Origin of the sequence: Streptomyces sp. NBC_00028 (assembly GCF_045041065.1) — a bacterium.
Taxonomy (GTDB): Bacteria; Actinomycetota; Actinomycetes; order Streptomycetales; family Streptomycetaceae; genus Streptomyces.
Map to the genome: position 1 here is coordinate 4,368,655 of NZ_CP108293.1, position 22,253 is coordinate 4,390,907.

Below are 22,253 nucleotides of genomic sequence, written 5' to 3' on the forward strand. Positions count from 1 at the left end.
AGAGTACGAGATCGGCACCGCGACCGGGGGACGGGGACATGGGACAGAACGGCAAGAGTGACCTCTCGCTCCCGCTGAGCGAGCTGGAGGACTACGGACGCCGGCTGCGGTCGATCAAGACCCGCCTCAACCACACCAAGAAGCTCTTCGAGCAGTACAAGGACGACATCGGCGACGGCAGCGTCAATGACGCCCTCGACGACTTCGAGTCCAACTGGGAGGACGGCCGCGAGGACATCACGCAGCAGCTCGACGCGCTGTCGAAGATGTCGGACGCCGTCGTCCGCGAGTTCAAGAAGCTCGACGACGAGTTGGCCAAGCAGGTCAACGACAAGATGAAGACCGAGGACAAGCGGCCGAAGAAGGAGTAGCTGGCCAGGCCGCCGGGGCCCCCGTCGGGCTCATACTCCACCCAGCAGGGAGGCCAGTCCCTGTTCCAGCTCCGGTCCCACGGGCTCGCCGCCCGGCTCCGTGATCGTGTACGAGCGCCGCAGAAAGCGGTGGAGCGTCGTCGTGTCGAAGAGGACGATCGCGACGCCCTCCGGCGCGCGGAACTCCACCGCCGTGCAGGCCGGTCCGTACGGGCGCACGTGTACGTTCCCCACACCCGCCGGGGTGCCCATGCCCTCCTCCAGGAGAGCGCGGGCGAACGTCCAGGTCAGTTCCTCGCCGTCCAGCGAGATCCACGCCGGGAAGACGAAGTGGACGGCCAGCGGGTCGCGCGAGGTGTAGCGCAGGGTCACCGTCACCGCCAGCTCCTCGTCGTCGGGGGTGAGCAGGCTGGCGCCGGTGGGCTGTTCCAGGGTGATGGACATGGGCGGTCTCCGAAGCGTTGCAGGGCGTCTCGTGTGGGGCTGGGGCGACGGCCCGTTGGGGCCGACGTAGGTGTACGAGCGGGTGCGGGGCGCTTTCATTACGCGACTCCGACGAACACCTCCTGTGACGTGCGCCACTTTCGGTGACGCTTGAAACTTTGATTGAAAGTTTTGTCATCTACGCTGACAAACCCTTCCCTGCCCCTCCCCCGCAGGCCCTGGAGCATTCCGCCATGTCCGACGGTTCCACTGCTTCCGCTCTTTCCTCCGCTCAGACGTATGCCCGGATATACGAGGAGCAGCAACCGCGCCTCGTCGCGTACGCCCGCTCCCTCACCCGGAACTCCTGGACCGCCGAAGACCTCGTCGCCGAGGCCCACTTCAGGGTGTGGCGGCGGCTGACCGAGGGGCACGAGATCGACAACGTGCCCGCGTATCTGATGACGACCGTGCGGCATCTCGCGAGCGCCGCCGCCGGAACCGCCGTACGGGAGACGCCTCGCGACCCGCACAGCGACGAACGGGTCGTCGTCCCCGCGCAGGGAACGCCGGTGCAGGCGCCGGGCGGTGGCGATCCGGCCGAGCAGGTGTCCTCCGTCGACCTCCTGGTGCGGGTGCTGGGGCAGTTGCCCGAGCGGTGGGTCAAGGCGCTGTGGCTCGCGGAGGCGGAAGGGCAGCCGCTGGCGGCGATCGGGCCGCAGGTGGGCACGAAGGAGGGGGCGACGGCCGTACTGCTCCACCGGGCCCGGGAGGGCATGCGGCAGGCGTTCCTGCGCGTCCAGACCGGGGCGCCGGACGATCCCGCCTGCCAGGTGCACTGGGCGCGTATGCCGGCCTATGTGCGGGGTGCCGCCACGGAACGGCAGTCCGAGCGGCTGCTCGGGCACGTGGACGCCTGCGCCGACTGCCGGGCCCGCCTGGCCGCGCTCATGAGCGCCAACGACCGGTTGCCGGCGCTCGTCGGGCCCGCGTTGTTGGTCTTCGTGGCGGGGGGCGCGGGCAAGTACCTGCTCGCCGGTGCGACCGCCGCGGGGTCCGTCGGGGTGAAGGGGGGCGTGCTGGAGGGCGTACGGCAGCACGCCACCGCCGGTGGCTCCAAGGCCGCCGTCGCCGCGGCCGGTGCGGTTGTGGCAGGCGCGGTCGTCGTCATCCTCGCGCTCGGGCCGGGCTACTCGACGCCGACTCCGGCCGAACGGACGCCTGTCGCGGAGGCGCCGGGGGTGCGGGTGCCGGTGGCGGAGGAGCCGGTGGCGGAAGGGCCGGTCGCCGAGGCGCCGGTGGGTGGGGGTGGTCGTACGACCGTGCAGGCGGCCACTGTTCCGCGTGGGGGCGGGGCGTCGGTCGTCACGCGAGCGCGGGGTGGCGAGCCGATCACGGAGACTCCGGGCGAACCGGCGGACGACACCGTCCCGCCCCCGGTCGAGCCTGCCCCGGCCCCCGCCCCTGCCCCTGCCCCGCAGGAGCCCTCACCGCCGACCGAGGGCACTCCGGAGGAGCCAGCACCCCCGGCCCAGGACACGCCGGACGTCCCCGCGCCTCCCGCCCAGGACACCCCCGAGGACCCGGCACCGCCCGCCGAAGCGCCGAGCACACCGGCACCCGATCCCACGCCTACGCCCGATCCTGATCCCGTACAGGACCCCCCGCCGTCAACGGACCCGAAGCCCGACCCGGACCCCGCGCCCGAGCCCCCGACTCCCGCTGATCCGGCGCCCGTTGAGGACCCACCCCCGCCCACCACGACGGCTCCCGAGCCCAGCGAACCGCCGACCACGGCAGTTCCAGCACCCGAACCGCCTGCCCCGGATCCGACTGTCCCCGAACCGGCCGACCCCGAACCCACGGTCCCGGATCCGACCACCCCCGCAGACAACTGCCCCGCCCCCGAAGGCCCTTCCTCACCCGCTCAGGACTGAGGGACCCGGCGTCGGAGGCGGATCAGAGCGCCTCAGCCGACCTCGTTCTCCGCCACAGCCTGCCCGTGTACGACGACATCCCCGCCGTAGAACATCCCCGTGAACACCGGCGAGTACGTCAACTGCACCTCGACCTCGACCTGTTCGGCGTCCGCCGCCACGCAGTGGGTCGCGGCGATGTCCGCGCCGGACATGTCCATCTCGCGGGCGAACGCCTTCACGCGGGCGTCGCAGTTGCCGAAGTTGATCGGGGCGGGGCCGTTCTCGTCGTCGTAGAGGGATTCGAGGTCGATGTCCTGGGCGGCGTAACGGGCGGCCTGTTCGGCGATGTCGGCGGCGCGTTCGCGCTTGCTGATGGAGAGGCCGCCGTCGATGACGAAGGCCGAGAGGGAGAGGAAGACGAGCGCGAAGATGATGACCGCGCCGGCACCCGAGCCGCGGTCGTCCATCGCGGCCCGGCGGGCGGACAGCCAGACACCGACGCGGTCCCTCACACCGCTCATGCCGTTCACGCCGTCCTCCGGAACGGATCCAGGGGTGAGCTGAAGCTCGCCGTCAGGGTGGTCGGGACGTCCAGGCCGAGCATGGCCAACCCCCGGACCTCGCAGCTCACTTCTACCGTGAAGAACGTGGCCGCCTCGAAGCCCGCGCTCGTCTGGTTCACGTTGACCGGGCCCGAGCAGACGTCCGCGAGGTCGGCCTCCGCGGCCTTGCGGGCCTCGGACATGGCCGTGGCGTGGTCCTTCTGGATCGAACCGGCGCGCGCCGCGTCCCGTGCGGCACTGTCGATCGCACCCCGGCCGTCGACGAGCTGGCCGAAGGCGACCAGGACCAGGATGAAGAGGATCATCACGGGGGCGAGGATCACGACCTCGACCGTGGACAACCCTCGGTCGTCGCTGGAGAACTTGGACAACTTGGACAGCTTGGACGGCTTGGAGAACTTGGAGAGCCTGGAGAATCTGGAGAACGTCATCTTCTAGTTCCCGTCCTCCTGGACGAATCTCTCCACCGGCCCCTGAGACTGCGCGTGGACCGTCAGGTCCAGGCCGGGGAAGACGGTCGGGACCTTCGCCGTGATCTCCACGCCGACCGTGTTCTGCTCGGGCTGGAGCATTGTCACGTTCGGCGACAGGACCAGCTGTGGGCCGAGCTGGCTGATGTAGCTGTCGACGACGTCCTGCGCCTCCCCACGCCAGCCACCCGGCTGGGCGTCGGCCGTGGCGCGGGCCTTGCGGGCGCCGGCCTGGGCCGCCGCCTGGGCGACGTGGTCGGCGAAGAAGTACAGCGCGAACTGGACCGTCGCGAAGATCATGAAGAAGAGGACCGGGGTGAGCAGCACGAACTCGATCGCGGTCATGCCGGAGTCGCCGCGGGCGGACGCCTCTTTCCGAGCCGTCTCCACCCTGCGGCGTACCCATCTGCCCACGCCTACGCCCACGCGCAACCCCGTCAACTCATCAGCTCGTCAACTCGGCCCCGTCATCACTGAGATCAGCAGGTCTTACCCGCGTCGGCACCCTTGATGCAGTCGCCGACCTTGTTGGCGCCCTCGCTCAGGGCGGCGTTGATGATCGCGGCGACGACGCCGACGATCGCCACGACGACCGCGGAGATGATGACCCACTCGACCGCGGAGGCACCGCGGTCCAGCTCTCCGGAGCGAGCGCGCTCGACGCGTGCGGTCAGGAAGGTGACCAGGAAGTCCACGGCCGGGATCCCGGTGCTGAAGTTCCGTCCGTTCATGATGTGTTGTCCTCTCGGTACAGCGGTTGGCGGCAGTGGTGGCGACGGCTGGGGGAGCTTCAGGAGACCTGGAAGACCCGCATCGCCGCCGGGAAGATCAGGAAGACCAGGAAGCCGGCGCAGAGCAGCAGCTGGGCCACGAGCATCGACTGCGACTTCTCGCCCGCGCTGCCCTCGATCTCGGCGAGTTCGCGGTGCCGCATGGTCTCGGCCCGGGAGGCGAGGGACTCGCGGACCTTCGCGCCGTCGTCCGCGACCAGGGCGAGCGAGGCGGACAGGTCCTTCAGCTCCTCGACGCCCAGCTCCTCACCGAGCGCGCCCAGCGCCTGCCACTGGCTGATGCCGGTGATGCGGGCGTCGGCGAGGGCGTTGCGGATGCGCTGGGTGGCCCAGCCGTCCGAGACCTCCGCCGCCGCCATCAGCGCCTCCGGGAGGCCACGGCCGCCGGCGAGGCTCATCGAGACCAGGTCGAGGTACGCCCCGATCACGCGCCGCAGGTCACGACGCTTCTCGGCGGCGTCCCGCCGTACCTCCAGGTCGGGCAGGAAGAAGAAGATGGCCCCGAAGGCGAGCGCCAGCCAGACCGGGATGATCGGGCTGCTGCCCAGGCTCAGCGTCCACGCCACCGCGAAGAGGAACGGGCCGAAGAACAGGCCCGCGACGCCGAGCAGCACCTTCGTGGCGAGGAACTTCTCCCAGCTGCGGTCCAGGACGGCGAGGTCCGCGCGCAGCGAGCGCAGCTCCCAGCCCTGCTGCATGTAGAACTCGGCGACGCGCAGGCCGACATCGGCCCGCAGGGAGCCGAGCCGGCCCTGGTCGGCGGAGGTCCGGGCGGACTCGTACGCCGCCCCGCGCGCCCGCATCGCGTCGATTCGCGCGACCTGGGCGACCGCGCTGCGCTTGGACGGCATCAGTGCGCGGACGAGGACGTAGATGCCCAGGCCGATGACCGCGCCGACGACGACCGGCATGGTCAGACTCATCGACGTACCCCCTCTTCCTGCTGGAGCGTCTGGGGCGACTGGGACGACGGGTTGCGCGGCCGGACGAACTGGACCGACGACTCGTCCCTGACCAGGAAGCGTTCGGGCGTCTCGATGGTGGACAGCTTGCGCAGCCACCAGAAGCCGAGCGCGAACAGGCCACAGACACAGGCGAGTACGAGCTGGCCGACGGCCGTGCCGTACGGCTCCACGAAGTCGCGGTTGAAAATGGACAGGCCGAGCACGAAGGCGATCGAGACCGCGACCACGATCTGCACCGAGCGGCGGGTCGAGGACCGCTGGGCCATCACGCGCTGACGCATGTCGACCTCTTCGCGCGCCGACTTGGCGAGCGCGCCGAGGACCTGCCGCAGACCGGGGCCGCGGAGGCGGGCGTTGAGGATGAGGGCGGCGACGATGATGTCGGCGGACGCGTCGTCGATCTCGTCGGCGAGGTGCTGGAGCGCGTCGGGCAGCGGAGTGCGGGCGCGGAGGCGGTCGACCAGGGCGTCCAGGTGCGGACGCAGCACGGGGGCTGAGGCGCGCGCGGATGCCGGGATGGCCTGCTCCAGGCCGACCGCGCCGGCGATGGTGTCACGCAGGGACTCCGTCCAGGAGGCCAGTGCCTCGACGCGCTTCATCGCGGCGCGCTCCTCGCTGGCGCCGCCGAACAGGCGGTCCCAGAAGAAGACGAGGACACCGGCCGCGATACCGGCGACGGCCCAGCGGGTGAGGAGAAGGACGACCAGGCCGACGATCGCGGCGAGCGACCCGCGCTGCCCCGCGAACCGGATCAGCTCACTGGCCCGCTCTGCGGCCTTCTGCTTCTCGTGGTCGGGCTTCGCGGGCAGACCGCGTACGGCGGCGACGAGCAGTGCCAGACCGCCGCCGACGGCTACACCGCAGCCGAGTGAGTAGAGGACGGTGGTGGAGAAGAGCCCGCCCATGGAGCCGAGCGAGTCCAGAGCAGCAAGCTGTTGAGACATGTGCGTCACCCCCACGTTCCGGTGGGCCGGTAGCCCTGTGCGATCAGTTCCTCGACGCAGGCGATCGGCGCGTGCGGCACGATCCGGCCGTCGTGCGCCTCGGCGAAGACCTCGCTGGAGAGCACCCGGCCGTCGACGCCGTTGACCTCGCGGACGGAGGTGACCATGCGCTGGAGGCGGCCGCCCGTCTGGTAGTTGTTGCGCCGCTGGATGAAGACGACGAAGTTCACCGCGCCCGCGATGAGCATCTGACTGGCCTCGATGGGCAGTCGCTCGGAGGCCTGGAGCGCGTACGTGGAAATACGGTTGAAGACCTCGTGCGAGCTGTTGGCGTGGATCGTGGACAGCGAGCCGTCGTTGCCCTGCGACATCGCGTTGAGCATGGTCACGATCTCGTCGCCGAGCACCTCACCGACGATGACGCGGGAGGGGTTCATACGGAGGGAGCGGCGGACGAGCTCGGCCATGGAAATCATGCCCTGGCCCTCGGAGTTGGGCAGCCGTTCCTCGAAGGCGACGACGTTGGGGTGGAGATCGGCGAAGGTGTCGAGGCCGAGTTCCAGTGCGCGCTCGACGGTGATGAGGCGCTCGTGCGGCGGGATCTCGTTCGCGAGGGCCCTCAGCAGGGTCGTCTTACCGGCGTTCGTGGCGCCCGCGATCATGATGTTCTTGCGAGCGCGTACGGCGCAGGCGAGGAAATGCGCGACCTCGGGGCTGAGGGTCCCGTTCCCGACGAGGTCGGAGATGAAGACCTTGCCCATGCGGGCGCGACGGATGGACAGCGCCGGGCGCCGGGTGACGTCCATGACCGCCGACAGACGCGAACCGTCCGGCAGGCGCAGGTCGAGCTGGGGGTTGGCGGAGTCGAAGGGGCGGGACGACAGACCCGAGTAGGCGCCGAGCACCTGGATGAGCTCGATGAGCTCCTCGTCGGACTCGGCGACGGGGTCGCCCGTGACCTCACGGCCGTCGGAGTAGCCGACGAAGACCTGGTCGTACCCGTTGATGTCGATGTTCTCAACGTCCGGGTTGTCGAGGAGCGGTTGCAGCCGTCCGACGCCGAAGAGCGCGGCGTGCACGGCGGCGGCGTACTGCTCCTCGGTCTCCGCGTCCAACGGAGTACGGCCCGCGTTGATCTCGGTGCGGGCGTGGTCCTCCAGGATCTGGGCTATGACCGCGCGCGCGTAGTGCCGCTCGTCCTCGCTCGACATCGGCGTGACACCGGCGACCTGGTCCTGACGCCGCTGCTCGGCGATCCGGTCACCGGCGTCCTGCCGGAACCGCTTGACCAGTTGATGGTCGACAGCGGTCATCGCCCGGCCTCCGCATGGCCGTTCATCTGGCCGAGCGGCTGACCGTGCTGGGCCTGGGTGGGTACGGTCCAGGCGGCGCCGTACTGCTGGTAGAGGTCCGCGGTGACCTTGCGGGCGGAGCGGATGAGCAGCGACTTGTCGAGGCGCCCGCGCTTGCGGCCGGCCAACTGGTCGGCGCCGGCGGGGTCGTCGGCGATGGTGCCGACGACTCGGGCGCCGGTCTGGGCGTGCACGAGCATGTCGTTGACCTGGCCCGCGAGCTTCGCCGCGTTGTTGGTGTCCGCGATGAGGACGACGCCGATCATCGGGTTGCCCATGGCCGCGACGCCGCGCTGACCGCCGTGCAGCTTGTTGCCGAGGGTGGCGGCACGGTCACGGACCCGCGCGATGGCCTCCGGCTCGGTGCGGGAGATGAGCAGCACGAGGGCGGCGTGCGGGAAGAGGTCCACGGCGGGAGTGTCGCCGGCGATGCGGCCGCAGTCGGCGATGACGTCGGCGGCGGCGTGCGGGGACTCGGCGAGCGAGGCGAAGGAGTGGCCGAGGGTGGGCCAGAGACCGGCGAGACCGGCGGCCTGCTCGGCGTTGCCGAGACCGACGAGGACTTCGAGCCCGCCGCTCAACGGCTGGACGTGGTCCCAGAGTTGGTCGGGAACCAGACCCCGTCGTGCCGTGGCGGCGATGGACAGCATGCCGGTGTTCGGGTTGAGCGGGCCTCCGTGCGCGGCGGCACTGCGGTACACGAGGTCGCCGCCCGCCGGGTCGGTCTCGGCGAGCAGCACACGCCGCGGCCAGACCGCCGCGAGGGCGACGGCCGCGGTGGTGACGCCGGGGGAACCCTTGTCGGCGGCGAGAGCGATGAGCGCCATGGGTGGGGCCGCCTTCTAGTTGCTGCTGTTGCTGCTGGGGACGAGGACGAGGACCACTTGGCTGTTGGCGGCGGCCTGGGCGAGAGCGGGGGCGACGTCGGAGTCGACGGCGAGCGTGTAGGCCGAGTTGGCGCTGCCTACGATGTCGTCGCTGTCGGCGCTCGGCACACTGGTCACCGTCGCCTTGTCCGTGAGCACGGAGTTGCTGTTGCCGGACGTGGAGGCGGAGCTGTTGCTGCTGGAGCCGCCGTCGGTGACATGGTAGGCGGCGACGGTGTCGCCCACCTTGATGCCGGCCGGGAACTGACCGGCCTTGAGGGAGAGGCCCACGAGGGTCTTGCCGTCGGAGGCGCCCGCCTCGTCGCCGAACATCTGGCCCATGACGACGGTGCCCGTGGGAATGGTCGTGACGGCCTTCAGCGTCTTCAGGGTGCCCAGCTGCGCCCACTTGACGTAGTTGATGTCGGAGTCCTCGGCGACCATCACGGACGTCACGTCACTGTCGGTGACCTTCCCGCCCACGGGGATCTCCTTCGTCACCTTGACGACCTCGATCCGGTCCCCGGCCTGCAGCACCAGCATGGTCGCGCCGAGCGCCCCCACGAGAATCAGCAGCACCGCCAACGCGGCCAACGCCGGTTTGCGCTCGCGAGGCGGCGTGGGAAGCCGGTCACCGACCGACGGCTGAGCCGGAGCGGCGGAACGACCCTGACCCGCCCCCGTACGCTCTTGGATCTTCACGCAACCGCTCCCCGTACACCCAAGAAAGAACTGCCAAATGAGTTGGAAATTAGGACACTTCACCCGGGTCTACCCGACTTGTGCGAATAGCCATCGCTGAGGTGAGTGTCAAGCCATGGCACCGTATCAGCCGCACATAAGCCCCTCAAGGCGCGTTCGAGGTCATGCATCTCACCCCGCTCCTCGTTATCCATCTGCAACTTCGGGCGCGTGTTGCCCAGTTCTGCGGGACCCGGAAGAGGGCTGTCGCCTGTGCGGCAGCGAAGCCGGGGCTCATACCCCGTCCTGCCCGTAACGCGACCTTCGTCACGACCCGGCCATGAGGCCTGCACGATTCGCTCACGAAGGCCCGAGGGCGCCGTGCCATGATCTTTGCTCGGTTTCACGGACACGGGGGCGTTGAGTCAATGACAGACGTAGAAGCGGGGCTTCTCCCGATCGGCGGGGCGGCGCTGGCGTCCGACCCGCGGGTCCTGGCGGCGGCCCAGGCGATCGGGGCGCGTAACGGGGTCGACTACACGAACGACGCAGCGGTGTCGGCTCTGCTGGCGGAGCGCCGGGATGTGGCGCACAAGGCCCTGCACCGTCCGCTGGCCTATCTGAGCGGCCTGTTGATGGCGGCGGCCGTGGTCTGGGGAGTCGTGGCCCTGCAGGTGCCGTCGCTCGACCGACGGACGGCGGTGGCGGCCGGACCGGTCCTCATCGTGGCCATCGCCATGTACGTCCAGGTCCGCAAGGGGTGGAAGCGTGAGCTGACGCACCCGGCGCTGGCCGGTTACCGCGAGCTGCTGGGCGTGGCCATGGCCCACGGACTGCCGCTGGCGCATGTGCCGCCATGGCTGGAGGGGCGGCCGGACTACGACGCGAGCGCGAACGGGCCAGGGAAGCGGAAGGGGGCGACACCGATCCCGTCGTACCCGAAGGTGGACACGCCCGCCGCACCCGCACCCACCTCCACGCCCACCGCATACGCACCCGCTCCCGTCGCCGTCCCTCCGAAGCCCCCGGCCGTCGCCGAGTACGAGCGCATCGCCGACACCGGTGGCTGGCACGACGAGGCGGGCTGCCTGCTGATCATCGCGGGCGCCGTCGGCGCGGGGTGGGCCTGGTCGGAGACCGAGCCGATCGGGTACGGGGCCCTCGCCCTGATCCCCCTCGCGATCATCGTGTGGCTCGCCGGCCGCAACCAGGGCGGCGAGAAGGCACGCCTGCGGGCGGAGGCGACGGAGTACGTCAGGGCGATCGCGGCGGCGCAGGCGGCCGGGGCGCAGGTGCCCGAACTCTCCCCGCAGCTACAGAAGTTGCTGCACGGCACGTACGCCCCATGACCACAGAGAACGATCTCGGAGGACCCCCCACATGAAGCGTTCCACACTCGCCCTCCCCCTCCTCTCCGCGCTGACCCTGGCCACGCTGACGGCGTGCGGCGGTGGGGACGGGGACGGAGCTTCGGACGCGAAGACGACCGACAGGGCGAAGGCCACGGCGTCGGCCTCGCCGGCGAAGCCGTCCGTGGACCCGGCGAAGGAGCTGGCCAAGCTGCTCGTCACGAAGGCCGAGGCCGGCGACTACAACGTCCGGGAACCCGAAGCGGGCGACGCCATGGCCACGACCCAGGAGCAGCTGCGGGTCGACAAGGCGGCCTGCGCCCCGATGGCGTACGCGACCAACTACCTGCCCCTCGGCGCCCCGGAGGCCTCGTTGGTCCGCGTGGCTGACAAGGGGACCAGCACCTACAACTACATCACCCTCGCCACCTACGCGCCGGGCAAGGCCGAGGCGGCGATGAAGGGTCTGGCCAAGGCGGCCTCCGCCTGCACGGGGGGCTACACCGCGAAGTCCGACAAGGCCTCCACCACGTACTCCTCGGTGAAGAAGGAGACGGCTCCCACGGGCACGGACACGGACACGGGCGCGGACGAGTCGATCGCCACCGCCTCGGTGGTCCCGTACAAGGGCACCCAGACGATGCGCACCCAGACCTTCCGCTTCGGCGACACGATCGTCAACTACTTCTCGATCAACACCTACGGCTTCCTCAACGGCCGCTCCAGCGAGGCGGACATCCCCACGGACCTCGTCAAGGCCCAGAACAAGAAGCTGGGTTAGGGCAACCAACGCCGAAGGTTTCGCACTAGCGAACCGCCCCAGTAGAGTGCCGCGCGTGAAAACAGGCGGGGAGCGGGGGGACTTGTCGATGCGGGCGGCGACGGAGAAGGCGGGCCGAATCATCAGAACGAGGGTTCTCGCGATCTCTGCCCTCCTCCGCCTCCTAGCCGTCCTGCTCACACTCTTCGCGACCGCCACGCCAACCGCCCAGGCGGCAACCCCGTCCCCCTCCCCTTCCCCCGGCACCCAAGCCGCCTACCTGGCGCAGCAGCTCCGCGCCAACCCGGTCTACGTCACCGACCAACTCCCCCGCGAGATCCCGAAGTCCACGACCCCGTCCTTCACCAAGCTGGCGAAGCGCACCGGCGTCCCGACGTACGTCCTGGTCCTCCCCATGGGGGCCACCGACGGCGAGGCCCTGCTCGACGCGGTGCACGACCGGCTGGGCAAGGGCGGTCTGTACGTCCTGATCGACGACTCGTCGGTCACGGACGCCACGGCGTACGGCGTGAGCGCCCCCGCCGACGACGCGGTCACCACCGCCACCTACGAACTCCCCTACGACGCAGGCCCGCTGCGCAGCTTCGAGCGCTTCGTCGACGTCATCACCGAAGGCGGCGCGAAGGCGGCCGCCCGCGCACAGGCGGCCCGCGACAAGTACGACGCCGACGGCGAACCCGCCGACCTGTACATCGGCCCGAGCGACCGCGACAACCAGTCGTTTCTCACGGGCATGGCGATCACGGGCGTACCGCTGGCGATGCTGCTCCTGATTCCGTACGTACGACGCTGGTGGCGTCGTAGGCCCGGAGCCCCGGTGTCCTTGACCAAGCGTCCATCGAACCCCCGCCGCCCTACCCGCTGGCTCCTCCCTCTGGCCGCCGCGGCCACCGCCGTCGCCATCGCCGCGACCGCCCCGCACGTCTACGACCAGACGACCTCCAGCGCGTCCCCCCGCCCCCGCGCGATCGACCTGAACGCCCGTATCGACCGGGTCGTCGAGGGCCTGGCCCAGGACCCGGTCTACCAGGACGCGGAGAGCCCGCGAGCCCTGGGCCGCGCGCGGCTTGCCCAACTCCACGCCCGGATCGAGAAGTTCAGCGCCTCGAAGGGTGGCGGCCCGGTCTTCATGGCCCTCGTCCCGCAGTTGTACGAGGACGAGTCCGGGAACGACGAGGAGTACTTCGCGTACGCCGTCCACGACAAGCTGGGCAAGGACGGCGTGTACATCGTCGCCGACCCCCTGGACGGCTACATCAATGTCTTCAACTACGGGCTGGGACTTGACTCCTACGGCCCCCTTTACGACCTCCCGGAATCCGTCACCTACGGCGACGAGACGTCGGACGCGGCCGACGACCACCTCCTCGGCGAACGCCTCACCTCCGTCATGACCGCCCTCGACAAGACCGAGCGCACGGACGAGCCGACGACGCCCGGTGACCCGTACCCCCTCACGGACCCGATCACCGAGGACGAGCTCAACCCCCTCTTCTACGGCGACTTCTGGCCGGGCCTGTTCGTCGGCGCCCTCGCGGCGGGCGCCGTGCTCGCCCTGGTGGCGGCGGCGCTGGGCATCGTCCGCAAGTCGCTCCTGCGCCGCAACCCGGAACCGTTGCAGCCCTCGGCCCTCCCCACCGCATCACCGGCGATGCCGACGAAGCCGTACCTGCACGACACGGCACGCACGGAACTCCAGGCTCTGGCCCGCGCGTTCGGCACCGGCGAGACGGCTGACACCCGCGCCCGGAACCGCTACGACGCGACGATGCTCCTGGCGACGGACCACGAGGCTCTGGACGAGCTCGCCCCCGCCACCCTCACCGCGGTCATCGTCCTGGCCCGTGCCACCCGCGCCGCCCTCTCCGGCGACGACAGCACCCTGTGCTGCGGCGTGAACCCCCTGCACGGCCCGGCGAAGACCCGCCGCCACGTCCGGACGTCCAGCGTGGAGACCCGCAGGCGGATGCTCCCGCTGTGCCCGGTCTGCCTGGACGACCCGCACAAGATCCCGGCCCGCCTGCTGAAGCTGCCGCCCAACGGACTGCCGTACTACGAGGACGAGTTGCTCTCCGCCGTCCCCGAGGGCTTCACGAAGCTTGGCCGGAAGGTGCGGGAGACGACGAACGTACGGTAGGAACGCGAGGCACGCCGCACTTCCGTTGAGGCCGGCCACCAATCCGTTCCCCGAATTTAACGTAGCCCCTCTTGGCACCCTCCTTTCTACGCGCGTAACTTGAGCCGACTCCCCACGGGTCCCCCACACCCCGCCCCCGCTTCAAGTGCCGCCCCCGGCGCCCGATCCGAGGAGACCGCCAGCGTGTCCAGCCCCGATGGAAGAACCGTGCGCGCCAGATGTGGCCGCCGCGCCGCCTACCCCCTCATATCCGTGGGCGCGGTAGGCGCACTAGCCCTGACGGCCCTCCCTGCCTGGACCGCCGCGGCCGTACCGTCGGCCACCGCGGTCATCTCCGAGGTGTACGGCGGCGGAGGCAACTCGGGCGCGACCCTGACCCGGGACTTCGTCGAGCTGGCCAACGCGGGCTCCGAGGTCTTCGACCTGTCCGGGTACAGCGTCCAGTACCTCCCCGGCTCGGCCTCCGCCGGCTCCCTCTGGCAGGTCACGTCCCTCAGCGGCTCACTCGCCGCCGGCAACAGCTACCTGATCGGCGAGGGCACCGGCACCGGAGGCACCATGGCCCTCCCCACCCCGGACGCCTCCGGCTCGATCGCGATGAGCGCAACAACCGGCACCATCGCCCTCGTCTCCGGCACCACCGCGCTCACCTGCAAGACAGCGGCGGACTGCACGGCCGACAGCCGGGTGCTCGACATCGTCGGCTACGGCACTGCGGTCGTCCGCGAGGGCAGCGGCCCCGCGACGGGCGCCTCCAACACCGCGTCGGTGGCCCGAACCGAGTCCTTGTCCGACACGGACGACAACGCGGCCGACCTCACGGCGGGTACGCCGACGCCGGTCAACTCGGCGGGACAGACGCCTGATTCGGGTGGCGGAGACGGCGGCGGGGGTGGCGGGGGCGGTACGACGGACCCAGGCACCGTCCGCGTGCACGACATCCAGGGCACCACCCGCCTCTCGCCGTACGCGAACAAGGCGGTCACGCGCGTCCCCGGCATCGTCACCGGCGTTCGTACGTCGGGCTCGAAGGGTTACTGGATCCAGGACCCGGAGGCGGACACCGACGCCCGCACCAGTGAGGGCGTCTTCGTCTACACGGGTTCGGCCACGCCCACGGTGGCGGTCGGCGACTCGGTCCTCGTCACGGGCAAGGTCAGTGAGTACCACCCGAGCAGCACCAGCCAGTCGGTCACGGAGATCACGGGCCCGACGGTGACGGTCCTGTCGTCGGGCAACGCGCTTCCCGAGGCCGTGACGCTGGACGCGACGACGGTCCCGGACGCGTACACGCCGGACGCGGCGGGCGGCAGCATCGAGTCGCTCCCCCTCGAACCCACCACGTACGCCCTGGACTTCTACGAATCCCTGGAGGGCATGCGGACGGCGTTCGGCGACGCCCGCGTGGTCGGCGCGACGGACGCCTACGACGAGTTCTGGGTGACGGTGAAGCCGGACGAGCACCCGACGAAGCGCGGCGGCACGCTGTACTCCTCCTACGCCCAGCCCAACACGGGCCGGGTGAAGGTGGCATCGCTGGACACCACGGGCCCGACCGCCAATGTCGGCGACGAACTGTCCGGCACGACGACGGGCCCCCTCGACTACTCCACGTACGGCGGCTACATCCTCCAGGCCACGCAGCTCGGCACGTTGGCCGACAACGGCCTCAAGCAGGAGGTGACCCGCCGCCAGAAGGGCAACGAGCTGGCGGTGGCCACGTACAACGTGGAGAACCTGGACGCGCTGGACGCCCAGGAGAAGTTCGACCGCCTGGCGCAGGGCGTGGCGACGAACCTCAACTCCCCTGACATCGTGGCCCTGGAGGAGATCCAGGATGACAACGGCGCGACGAACGACGGCACGTTGACGTCGGAAGAGACGCTTACGCGATTCACCGCCGCAATCCACGCGGCGGGCGGCCCACGCTACTCCTGGCGCTACATCACCCCGGAGAACAACACGGACGGCGGCGAGCCCGGCGGCAACATCCGTCAGGTGTTCCTCTTCAACCCCAAGCGCGTCGACTTCGTGGACCGCGCGGGCGGCGACGCGACGACGGCGACGAGCGTGGTGAGGACGAGGAAGGGGGCGCAGCTCACGTACTCCCCCGGCCGCATCAACCCCACCAGCGAGGCGTGGGACAGCAGCCGCAAGCCCCTGGTGGGCGAGTTCAGATTCCACGGCGAGTCGGTCTTCGTCATCGCCAACCACTTCACCTCGAAGGGCGGCGACCAGCCCCTCCACGGCCGCTACCAGCAGCCGGCCCGCAGCTCGGAGACCCAGCGCGCGGCCCAGGCCACCGAGGTGAACACCTTCGTCAAGTCCCTCCTGGCGGCCGACAAGGACGCCAAGGCGGTCGTCCTGGGCGACCTGAACGACTACGAGTTCTCGAACACGGTCAAGACCCTCACATCCGGCAACGTCCTGACCCCCCTGATCACGACCCTCCCGCCGTCAGAGCGCTACACCTACGTCTACGACGGCAACTCCCAAACCCTCGACCACACCCTGACGACCCCCGCGGTGACTCACTTCGACTACGACGTGGTCCACCTCAACGCGGAGTTCGCGGACCAGGCGAGCGACCATGACCCGCAGATCGTGCGGATCGACGTCAGCAGGTGCCGGGGGAACTGACACGGCAGCGTGAAGCCTGCGGGGGCGGTCCGTGCGGGCCGCCCCCGCGTGCGGTGAACCGGTCTCAGTCCTCGAAGCGATGGGTCACGCGCTTGTACGGCTGGGTCACGAACGGGACCCGGTGGGGACGCCAGAGGTCGTCGTTCTCGCTCAGGCTCAGCTCACCGTTCTTCCTCAACAGCCAGATCGACTCGTACTGGTAGTGGAGTACGGCGTCACCGTCGACCTGCTCCAGCAATGCGAGCACCAGACGAAGCATGTCGTCCTGCTGATCGCCGACCTCGACGCCCTTGGCCATACGGAACGCCGCGGAGACCGTCGGCGTGAAGTGCAGGTCGGCGACAACAGGGTGCCATGGCTGGGGCGGTCGCACCTGGGTCACCCGGATCCAGCTGCCCTGCCGGGTGTTCACGCCGGGGTCCACGAGCAGTTCGGGAGTGACCGTGGCGTCGAATACGCCGATGCCCTTACCGATCTCGGCCAGCCGGGCCGCGACCTCGGCCGGGGACGACTCCGTCGCATACTCGAGGTCGTAAGAGATTGCCATGCTGATCCCTGGTCCTATGGATAGAGGTGAACTACGTTGCCGGCGCGGTCGATGACCATGACCTCTTTCAGACCGTCCATGGGCCAGTCCTGGAACTGCGACCGCAATGCTCCGAGGTCGGCGTCGCTGTCTCCCAGATTGAGGACGACCCTGTCGGTCTGACCCGCGTCCACCTTCTTCTGGACGGCCGACCATATGGAACGGGGATTCTTGGCGGTCGGGGCGTAGTTGTCGAATACCTGGCCCTCGATACGGAAATCAGGATTCTTCCCGTTGATCGTACCCGGTGTCTGTTCCACGTCGTATCCCTGTTTTGCCAGGGTATCCGCGGAATGCACCTCGCGGCCCTTGGCCCGTACCGTCTCCGCGTCGTCGTTCCTGCTGAGCGATTCCGGATTCCCTCGTGGTCGGCCGGCCGGATCGGGCTCCCCCGACGGCTTCGTACGGCCCCCCTCGGCCGAGGCGTCCCAGTCACCGCCTCCCCCACCGTTGCCGTCGGACGTCATGTCCACCCGGTCAGGCCCGGCCGCGTCCTGCATGATGTTCGCCATCCCGGCTCCCGCCATGGACAGCCCCACACCTATCTGCGCGGCGGCGGCGACGTTGATGGGAATGCCGAGGGCCGCCCCGAACCCCGTGGCGTCCAACAGCCCGCCGCCGACTTCCTCGCCGGCACCGAGGGCGGCGATCCCGAGACCGCCGAGCACGGTCATCGTGGAGCCGAAGTCGTCCACCATGGCATTGCCGATGGACGCGAGATCCGACACGACGACCTCGCCCACGTCCTCCAGCGCGTCCCCCACGTCACCGAGCAGATCACCGGCCTTGTCCCACCCGGAGTCGTGCATCCCGTCGTGAGTGATGGCGCGCCGGACGACACCGGCGGCCTTGCTCGCGGCGGTGTCCCGTACGTCCTTCGCGTGCTGGAGCGCGGTCTTCGCAGCTGTGAGGTCGCCGGCGGCCAAGTCCCGCCGCTTCTTCAGCCGGACGAGTTCGGGGTCGTCGTCAGGGGTGTCGTCCGGCAGCTTGTCGATGGCCGTCTTGGCCGACTCATGGTCGTCATGGGCGCTACGGCCGTCGCGCAGCGCCTTGTCAGCCAGGTGCTGGGCGTGTTCCAGGGCGGAGGCCCAGTCGGCGGTGCTGTCGTCCTGGACCCGCGTGCCCATGGCCTGGGCGGCCTTGTCGTAGCGGTGGTACGCCTTCCTCAGCGGCTCCAGCGTGTCCTTCGCCGTATCGCGAAAGGTGTCCGCCGCCTTGGACTGCCACGACTCGACGGCGGAGAGCGCCTCCACGTCGCCGGCCTCGCGCCGAATGTCGTCGGCGACGTCACGCAGCGACTGACCGAGCAGCGCGATGGCGTCCGGGTCGCCGGGTACCGGGTCGCCGTCCTCACCGAGCACGGACCACTCATGAGCGGGGGGACGCCTCACTTGCCCGCCTTGGCATCCTGTCGGCGCAGGGCGGCGGCCAGTTCCGAGTCGATCGCGTCGTAGCTCTTGGCGGCGTCCCAGGTGATGGTGCCGAGCGTTCTGATCTGCTCGGCGAGATCCTTGCGGTGGATCTTCCAGTTGTCGGCGAAGTCCTGGAAGGCATCGGCGACGAGCTGGTTGCCGAGTTCGGCGTTCGTGTACCCCTCGGCGGGGTTCGCACGGTTGGTGAAGGTGTCGTAGATGCGCTGGAGGGCGCGCGAGCACTCCTTGATCCGCTTGGTGTCCGCCTTGATGTCACTCATCGACGTCGCTCATCGCCGGAGACCGCCGTCCGACATCCCGTTCCGCCCCCACCCGTCCGTCCGTGCGCATGCCAACGGGGGACGCTAGTGAGACAGATCAAGAGCAAGGCAAGACGGGCGCCAAGGACGAGTAAAGGATCTTCGTCGAGCCCTCGCGGGGCCGTCAGCGGTTCGGGCACGATCGGGACACGACTCACACCCGCAAGCACCACTTACGTCCCGAATTGCCACCGTTCACAGACCAGTTCGCTCTGGCGAAACAGAGAACCTCACCGATACCGTCAGATCACTTGACTGAACTTATGTCTCACGGGGAGTTCACTGTGAAGCGCCGCACCTTGCCCGTTGCCGCCGCGCTGGCAGCAACGGCTTCACTGCTGTTGACGGCCTGCGGCAGCGGGGACGACGGCTCGAAGGGCAACGACAAGATCGCCGGCGCGGACCAGGGGTCGGCTACGCCGAGCGCCTCGGCATCGGCGTCCGGCGCACCGGCGGAGGACAAGCCGGATGGTGTGGATGTGTCGTTGCCGAAGGACGTCGACTTCGTCTTCGACTGGGAGAAGCCGAAGGACAAGAACGAGGCGGCGGCGATGGATGACGCCGCGAACTTCCTCCGCGCCATCTACCGGGGCGTCGACAAGGGCACGACCAAGGATGCGGCCGTCGCCACGTACGCCGCCGGCGGCGCACTGAAGTACGCGACTACCCAGATCGACGCCTACATCAAGGGTGGCTGGACTGTCACCGGCACACGACGCCACTACGACGCCACCACCCGGTCCGCCGCGAACGGCAGTTCGGTGGAAGTGGCGTTCTGCTCCGACTCGACCAAGTTTTACGCCAGGGAGATCAAGACCAGGAAGGTCCTCACGACCGACCCCAGCATCACGGACTTCAGCTACTTCAAAATCATCATGGTCAAGCACCCCACGGGCACCGACCTGTGGCAGGCGTCGAACGTGTACGTCGAGGAGAAGGCGGCGAAGTGCCAGTGAAGGCTTCACTTGGCCCACGCCTCGCCACAGCAGCGCTGACGATGGCTCTCAGCACTCTCGCCCTCACAGGATCCGCCTACGCGGGAACAGGCGTGGGCGACGGAAAGGGCGGCGGCTCGGAGGAGAAGGGCGGCAGCGACGACACCGGCATCTACGCCGCCGCCCAGATCCAGTACTCCGGTTCCGTGACCAAGAACGGCAGCACCGGCAACGTGACGTCCTCCGACGTCAACTGGACGCCCCCACCGTGCTGGTACGCCCCCTACCTCGGTGCCAAGGACTTCAAGAAGAAGATGTCCGCGGAGATCGAGAAGGCCAAGAACACCCCCGGCATGGGCGGCACCGCGGGTACGGCGATCGGTCAGCTTGAGCAGCACTACGAGGACGATTACGGCTGGACCGACACCCCCGGCTACAAGGACTACAACGTCGACAAGGACGGCGAGGGGATGTTCTGGGCCGGGGTGGAGAACCCCAACGAGCCCGATGTCCTCAAGCGCGGCTCCTGCACCGACCTCCCGTTCTGGGTCGCGAACGGCGACGCCCCGCCTCCCCAGTACGAAGAGGCCATCAAGCCGGAGATGCTGGCAGCCCTGGCGTACCAACACATGACCTTGCCGGACACGAAGGTCACCCTCGCCCCCGCGGCCACCACCAAGGTGAACCTCCCGACCTGGGCCTGGCTAGACAAGGCCGTGTTCGACGAGGTCCAGGCCACGGCGGCCGTCAACGTCCCCGGCTTCAACATCCAGGCGACGACCACCGCCAAGCCGGTGTCCCTGAAGCTGGAACCCGGCACCGCCGACGCCCAGACCTACCCGGCGTCCGGCGCGTGCACGATCAACGCCGACGGCTCGATCGGGGAGCCGTACGCGAAGGGCAAGTCGGACGAGACACCGCCCTGCGGCCTCAAGTACCTGCGCTCGTCGGGCGACGGAACGTACAAGCTCCGCGCAACGATCACCTGGGACATCTCCTGGACCGGCACGGGCGGCGCCGGCGGCGACCTGCCCGACGGCACCTTCGGCAACGAACAGGCCGTGACCGTCCAGGAAATCCAGGCCGTCAACAGGTAGAGAAGCATCAGCAGCGGAATCCAGTTCCGCAGGGGCCAATGCAACAGCCGTCGATTCCATACGCCACACAGTGGACAGAGATTGCCACGGGGGTAAGCCATGGGTGACCGCACCCGAGCAGATCTCGACATGATTCGAGATTGCTCTGACAACTTGTTCTCGATTCATCGCGAGTTCAAGGAGCACGGAAATCCAGCCGATGAGTACATGGACGATCTGGGCAGCAACACGCTGCGGGATGTCTTCGAAGAGTTCTCCGACACGTGGAAGAAAACACGTAAGAAACTCATGAAGGACATCGAAAATCTGGCCAAGTACACCAAGACTGCGGCAGACACTTACGACGACATCGATCACAAGCTCGCCCAGGCTCTGCGGGACGCTCGCAAGAATTCGAAGGGGAAGAAGTGAGTTCACGCCCGCGCGATTGGGAACCTCTCCACGACGGCGACCCGATCCCCGGAGACCCCTACGAAGTAGCCAGCCTCGGCAAGAAGTTGCGCGGCATGGCCGACGAGATCGAGAAGCAGGCCGGGAACATCCGGGCGCTCGCTTCCGTGGAGGGTTGGGACAGCGATGCAGGCCGAGCCTTCCATGAGATAGCCGACGGCACTTCAGGGCGACTCAAGCGCGCTTTCGATCGCTATGACGAAGCGGCAAAGGCCCTGGGGACGAGAGTCGTCGAAGGCGGCGAGTCGAAAGAGTACGCGAGTGAACTGCATCGGGCCCAGAAGGTCGCCGACGCAGCACTCAAGAAGTACCGGGATGCGGAGAGCGACCACAAGACTGCCGTCGGCGGCCTGAAACAGTACGAGGGGACGGTTCCGAGTAAGGACGACGTATCGGACCGTACCCGGCTCGAAAAGAACCGTGATGCGGCGATGGATGTCATTCGCGAGTGTCACAGCGAGATAGGCCGCGCGAAGATCATTCGCGATGATGCCGCGAATGCTGCCGCCAAACACATCAAGAACATCGTGCACCACGACGGCGTCCATGACCCTGGCGGGATCATGAACTTCCTGGCGGACTGGGCCGATGGTTTCGCCAACCTTTCCGCCCTCTTCTCCATTCTGGCCGTTATCTGTACATTCGTTCCCCCACTTCAGGTGCTGGCTCCGATCTTCGCTACCCTGGCGGTCGTGACGAGTGCGCTCGCCCTTGCCGGTCACGCTTATGACATGAGTGTCCGGGGTGGCAAATTCAGTGCGTCGAAACTCTTCTTCGACGTACTGGGAGTCATGCCCGGCCTGGGCGCCCTGAAGGGCTTCAAGGCCCTCAAGGGACTCAAGGGCCTTGCCAAGTTGCGTGGTGTCCGCTTCAGCGGTGGTGCGGCCCTCAAGGGAGTCGGCTTCAAGTTCTTCAACGGTGTTGCCGTGAATTCGGTGAACAAGATCCTCACCATGGCCGGGAAGCCGATCATCAAGGGTGAGAAGATCACCGCAGCCATCAAGTCAGGTAGTTTCGCCGGCGCGATTGTGAAGGTCTTCACCGGTCACACGGGCGAACGAACCGGCGACCCCGGTGACGCGCCGAAGGTGACGGGCCCGACTCCGCAACCGTCCCCGCAGCCGGCGCCCACGCCGTCGCCCACACCGTTCCACACCGCTCTCGCCTACTAGTCGAGTGTGTTTCCGCAGAAGGAGTGCGT

Annotated in this window: 23 protein-coding genes; 10 read left to right on the forward strand and 13 right to left on the reverse strand. The window is 68.8% G+C overall.

Annotated elements, in window-relative coordinates:
- Positions 1 to 38: 38 nt before the first annotated feature.
- Positions 39 to 371 (forward strand): hypothetical protein, encoded by a 333-nt coding sequence (locus OG885_RS19360; RefSeq protein WP_399585624.1) that lies wholly within the window; start codon positions 39 to 41, stop codon positions 369 to 371.
- Between the two features lie 30 nt (positions 372 to 401).
- Here OG885_RS19360 and OG885_RS19365 read toward each other — a convergent pair whose 3' ends face one another.
- Complete coding sequence (locus OG885_RS19365) at positions 402 to 815, reverse strand: SsgA family sporulation/cell division regulator (RefSeq protein WP_405733055.1); 414 nt, start codon at positions 813 to 815, stop codon at positions 402 to 404.
- A 233-nt stretch (positions 816 to 1,048) separates the two neighbouring features.
- Here OG885_RS19365 and OG885_RS19370 point away from each other — a divergent pair, with 233 nt between their 5' ends.
- On the forward strand, positions 1,049 to 2,731 hold the full coding sequence (locus OG885_RS19370) for a sigma factor (RefSeq protein WP_405733058.1): 1,683 nt from the start codon (positions 1,049 to 1,051) through the stop codon (positions 2,729 to 2,731).
- 32 nt (positions 2,732 to 2,763) lie between these two features.
- Here the strand turns inward: OG885_RS19370 and OG885_RS19375 are convergent, their stop codons facing one another.
- The 9 genes from OG885_RS19375 to OG885_RS19415 all read right to left on the reverse strand — a co-directional run bounded on the left by OG885_RS19375 (position 2,764) and on the right by OG885_RS19415 (position 9,366).
- Complete coding sequence (locus OG885_RS19375; protein WP_405733061.1) at positions 2,764 to 3,234, reverse strand: pilus assembly protein TadG-related protein; 471 nt, start codon at positions 3,232 to 3,234, stop codon at positions 2,764 to 2,766.
- Positions 3,235 to 3,239: 5 nt separating this feature from the next.
- Positions 3,240 to 3,707 (reverse strand): TadE/TadG family type IV pilus assembly protein, encoded by a 468-nt coding sequence (locus tag OG885_RS19380; protein WP_405733064.1) that lies wholly within the window; start codon positions 3,705 to 3,707, stop codon positions 3,240 to 3,242.
- 3 nt (positions 3,708 to 3,710) lie between these two features.
- The gene (locus OG885_RS19385) at positions 3,711 to 4,091 is read right to left on the reverse strand and encodes a TadE family protein (RefSeq protein WP_405733067.1); all 381 of its coding nucleotides are present in this window, start codon (positions 4,089 to 4,091) and stop codon (positions 3,711 to 3,713) included.
- A 134-nt stretch (positions 4,092 to 4,225) separates the two neighbouring features.
- Positions 4,226 to 4,477 (reverse strand): hypothetical protein, encoded by a 252-nt coding sequence (locus OG885_RS19390; RefSeq protein ID WP_194084078.1) that lies wholly within the window; start codon positions 4,475 to 4,477, stop codon positions 4,226 to 4,228.
- Positions 4,478 to 4,536: 59 nt separating this feature from the next.
- The gene (locus OG885_RS19395) at positions 4,537 to 5,460 is read right to left on the reverse strand and encodes a type II secretion system F family protein (RefSeq protein WP_405733070.1); all 924 of its coding nucleotides are present in this window, start codon (positions 5,458 to 5,460) and stop codon (positions 4,537 to 4,539) included.
- On the reverse strand, positions 5,457 to 6,446 hold the full coding sequence (locus tag OG885_RS19400) for a type II secretion system F family protein (protein WP_405733073.1): 990 nt from the start codon (positions 6,444 to 6,446) through the stop codon (positions 5,457 to 5,459). The genes OG885_RS19395 and OG885_RS19400 overlap by 4 nt, the downstream gene beginning before the upstream one ends.
- Before the next feature lie 5 nt (positions 6,447 to 6,451).
- A complete protein-coding gene (locus tag OG885_RS19405) occupies positions 6,452 to 7,759 on the reverse strand; it encodes a CpaF family protein (protein WP_399949691.1) in 1,308 nt (435 codons plus the stop codon).
- A complete protein-coding gene (locus OG885_RS19410) occupies positions 7,756 to 8,625 on the reverse strand; it encodes a hypothetical protein (RefSeq protein WP_405733076.1) in 870 nt (289 codons plus the stop codon). The genes OG885_RS19405 and OG885_RS19410 overlap by 4 nt, the downstream gene beginning before the upstream one ends.
- 15 nt (positions 8,626 to 8,640) lie before the next feature.
- Positions 8,641 to 9,366 carry a hypothetical protein gene (locus OG885_RS19415; RefSeq protein ID WP_405733079.1) on the reverse strand — a complete coding sequence of 242 codons (726 nt, stop codon included), beginning with the start codon at positions 9,364 to 9,366 and terminating at the stop codon, positions 8,641 to 8,643.
- Positions 9,367 to 9,773: 407 nt separating this feature from the next.
- Between OG885_RS19415 and OG885_RS19420 the strand changes: the two genes are divergently transcribed.
- The 4 genes from OG885_RS19420 (at position 9,774) to OG885_RS19435 (ending at position 16,252) form a co-directional block, all read left to right on the forward strand.
- A complete protein-coding gene (locus OG885_RS19420) occupies positions 9,774 to 10,694 on the forward strand; it encodes a hypothetical protein (protein WP_405733082.1) in 921 nt (306 codons plus the stop codon).
- A 31-nt stretch (positions 10,695 to 10,725) separates the two neighbouring features.
- Positions 10,726 to 11,475: a hypothetical protein gene (locus OG885_RS19425; protein WP_405733085.1), complete on the forward strand. Its 750-nt coding sequence runs from the start codon at positions 10,726 to 10,728 to the stop codon at positions 11,473 to 11,475.
- Positions 11,476 to 11,530: 55 nt separating this feature from the next.
- Entirely contained in the window at positions 11,531 to 13,612 is a 2,082-nt protein-coding gene (locus OG885_RS19430) for a hypothetical protein (RefSeq protein WP_405733088.1), read from the forward strand.
- A gap of 207 nt (positions 13,613 to 13,819) precedes the next feature.
- Positions 13,820 to 16,252: a lamin tail domain-containing protein gene (locus tag OG885_RS19435; protein WP_405733091.1), complete on the forward strand. Its 2,433-nt coding sequence runs from the start codon at positions 13,820 to 13,822 to the stop codon at positions 16,250 to 16,252.
- A 64-nt stretch (positions 16,253 to 16,316) separates the two neighbouring features.
- Here OG885_RS19435 and OG885_RS19440 read toward each other — a convergent pair whose 3' ends face one another.
- The 3 genes from OG885_RS19440 to OG885_RS19450 are packed head-to-tail and all read right to left on the reverse strand — an operon-like array spanning position 16,317 to position 18,531.
- Positions 16,317 to 16,799, reverse strand: a complete 483-nt coding sequence (locus OG885_RS19440) for a SitI3 family protein (RefSeq protein ID WP_405733094.1) — start codon at positions 16,797 to 16,799, stop codon at positions 16,317 to 16,319.
- 14 nt (positions 16,800 to 16,813) lie between these two features.
- Entirely contained in the window at positions 16,814 to 18,229 is a 1,416-nt protein-coding gene (locus OG885_RS19445) for a putative T7SS-secreted protein (protein WP_405733097.1), read from the reverse strand.
- On the reverse strand, positions 18,226 to 18,531 hold the full coding sequence (locus OG885_RS19450) for a hypothetical protein (RefSeq protein WP_405733100.1): 306 nt from the start codon (positions 18,529 to 18,531) through the stop codon (positions 18,226 to 18,228). Before OG885_RS19450 ends, OG885_RS19445 begins: the two co-directional genes overlap by 4 nt.
- Before the next feature lie 323 nt (positions 18,532 to 18,854).
- Here OG885_RS19450 and OG885_RS19455 point away from each other — a divergent pair, with 323 nt between their 5' ends.
- The 4 genes from OG885_RS19455 to OG885_RS19470 all read left to right on the forward strand — a co-directional run bounded on the left by OG885_RS19455 (position 18,855) and on the right by OG885_RS19470 (position 22,224).
- The gene (locus OG885_RS19455) at positions 18,855 to 19,526 is read left to right on the forward strand and encodes a hypothetical protein (protein WP_405733103.1); all 672 of its coding nucleotides are present in this window, start codon (positions 18,855 to 18,857) and stop codon (positions 19,524 to 19,526) included.
- A gap of 41 nt (positions 19,527 to 19,567) precedes the next feature.
- Positions 19,568 to 20,602: a hypothetical protein gene (locus OG885_RS19460; protein WP_405733105.1), complete on the forward strand. Its 1,035-nt coding sequence runs from the start codon at positions 19,568 to 19,570 to the stop codon at positions 20,600 to 20,602.
- Positions 20,603 to 20,701: 99 nt separating this feature from the next.
- Positions 20,702 to 21,013, forward strand: a complete 312-nt coding sequence (locus OG885_RS19465) for a hypothetical protein (RefSeq protein ID WP_405733108.1) — start codon at positions 20,702 to 20,704, stop codon at positions 21,011 to 21,013.
- Entirely contained in the window at positions 21,010 to 22,224 is a 1,215-nt protein-coding gene (locus OG885_RS19470) for a putative T7SS-secreted protein (RefSeq protein ID WP_405733111.1), read from the forward strand. The genes OG885_RS19465 and OG885_RS19470 overlap by 4 nt, the downstream gene beginning before the upstream one ends.
- The last annotated feature ends 29 nt before the right edge of the window (positions 22,225 to 22,253 follow it).

Bases quoted from the DNA above. Each gene is read 5' to 3' on its own strand.
- OG885_RS19460 (WP_405733105.1), top strand. From the start codon at position 19,568: ATGGCTCTCAGCACTCTCGCCCTCACAGGATCCGCCTACGCGGGAACA.
- OG885_RS19405 (WP_399949691.1), bottom strand. From the start codon at position 7,759: ATGACCGCTGTCGACCATCAACTGGTCAAGCGGTTCCGGCAGGACGCC.
- OG885_RS19365 (WP_405733055.1), bottom strand. From the start codon at position 815: ATGTCCATCACCCTGGAACAGCCCACCGGCGCCAGCCTGCTCACCCCC.
- OG885_RS19465 (WP_405733108.1), top strand. From the start codon at position 20,702: ATGGGTGACCGCACCCGAGCAGATCTCGACATGATTCGAGATTGCTCT.
- OG885_RS19425 (WP_405733085.1), top strand. From the start codon at position 10,726: ATGAAGCGTTCCACACTCGCCCTCCCCCTCCTCTCCGCGCTGACCCTG.
- OG885_RS19400 (WP_405733073.1), bottom strand. From the start codon at position 6,446: ATGTCTCAACAGCTTGCTGCTCTGGACTCGCTCGGCTCCATGGGCGGG.
- OG885_RS19395 (WP_405733070.1), bottom strand. From the start codon at position 5,460: ATGAGTCTGACCATGCCGGTCGTCGTCGGCGCGGTCATCGGCCTGGGC.
- OG885_RS19380 (WP_405733064.1), bottom strand. From the start codon at position 3,707: ATGACGTTCTCCAGATTCTCCAGGCTCTCCAAGTTCTCCAAGCCGTCC.
- OG885_RS19390 (WP_194084078.1), bottom strand. From the start codon at position 4,477: ATGAACGGACGGAACTTCAGCACCGGGATCCCGGCCGTGGACTTCCTG.
- OG885_RS19370 (WP_405733058.1), top strand. From the start codon at position 1,049: ATGTCCGACGGTTCCACTGCTTCCGCTCTTTCCTCCGCTCAGACGTAT.
- OG885_RS19360 (WP_399585624.1), top strand. From the start codon at position 39: ATGGGACAGAACGGCAAGAGTGACCTCTCGCTCCCGCTGAGCGAGCTG.
- OG885_RS19375 (WP_405733061.1), bottom strand. From the start codon at position 3,234: ATGAGCGGTGTGAGGGACCGCGTCGGTGTCTGGCTGTCCGCCCGCCGG.
- OG885_RS19410 (WP_405733076.1), bottom strand. From the start codon at position 8,625: ATGGCGCTCATCGCTCTCGCCGCCGACAAGGGTTCCCCCGGCGTCACC.
- OG885_RS19385 (WP_405733067.1), bottom strand. From the start codon at position 4,091: ATGACCGCGATCGAGTTCGTGCTGCTCACCCCGGTCCTCTTCTTCATG.
- OG885_RS19420 (WP_405733082.1), top strand. From the start codon at position 9,774: ATGACAGACGTAGAAGCGGGGCTTCTCCCGATCGGCGGGGCGGCGCTG.
- OG885_RS19440 (WP_405733094.1), bottom strand. From the start codon at position 16,799: ATGGCAATCTCTTACGACCTCGAGTATGCGACGGAGTCGTCCCCGGCC.
- OG885_RS19450 (WP_405733100.1), bottom strand. From the start codon at position 18,531: ATGAGTGACATCAAGGCGGACACCAAGCGGATCAAGGAGTGCTCGCGC.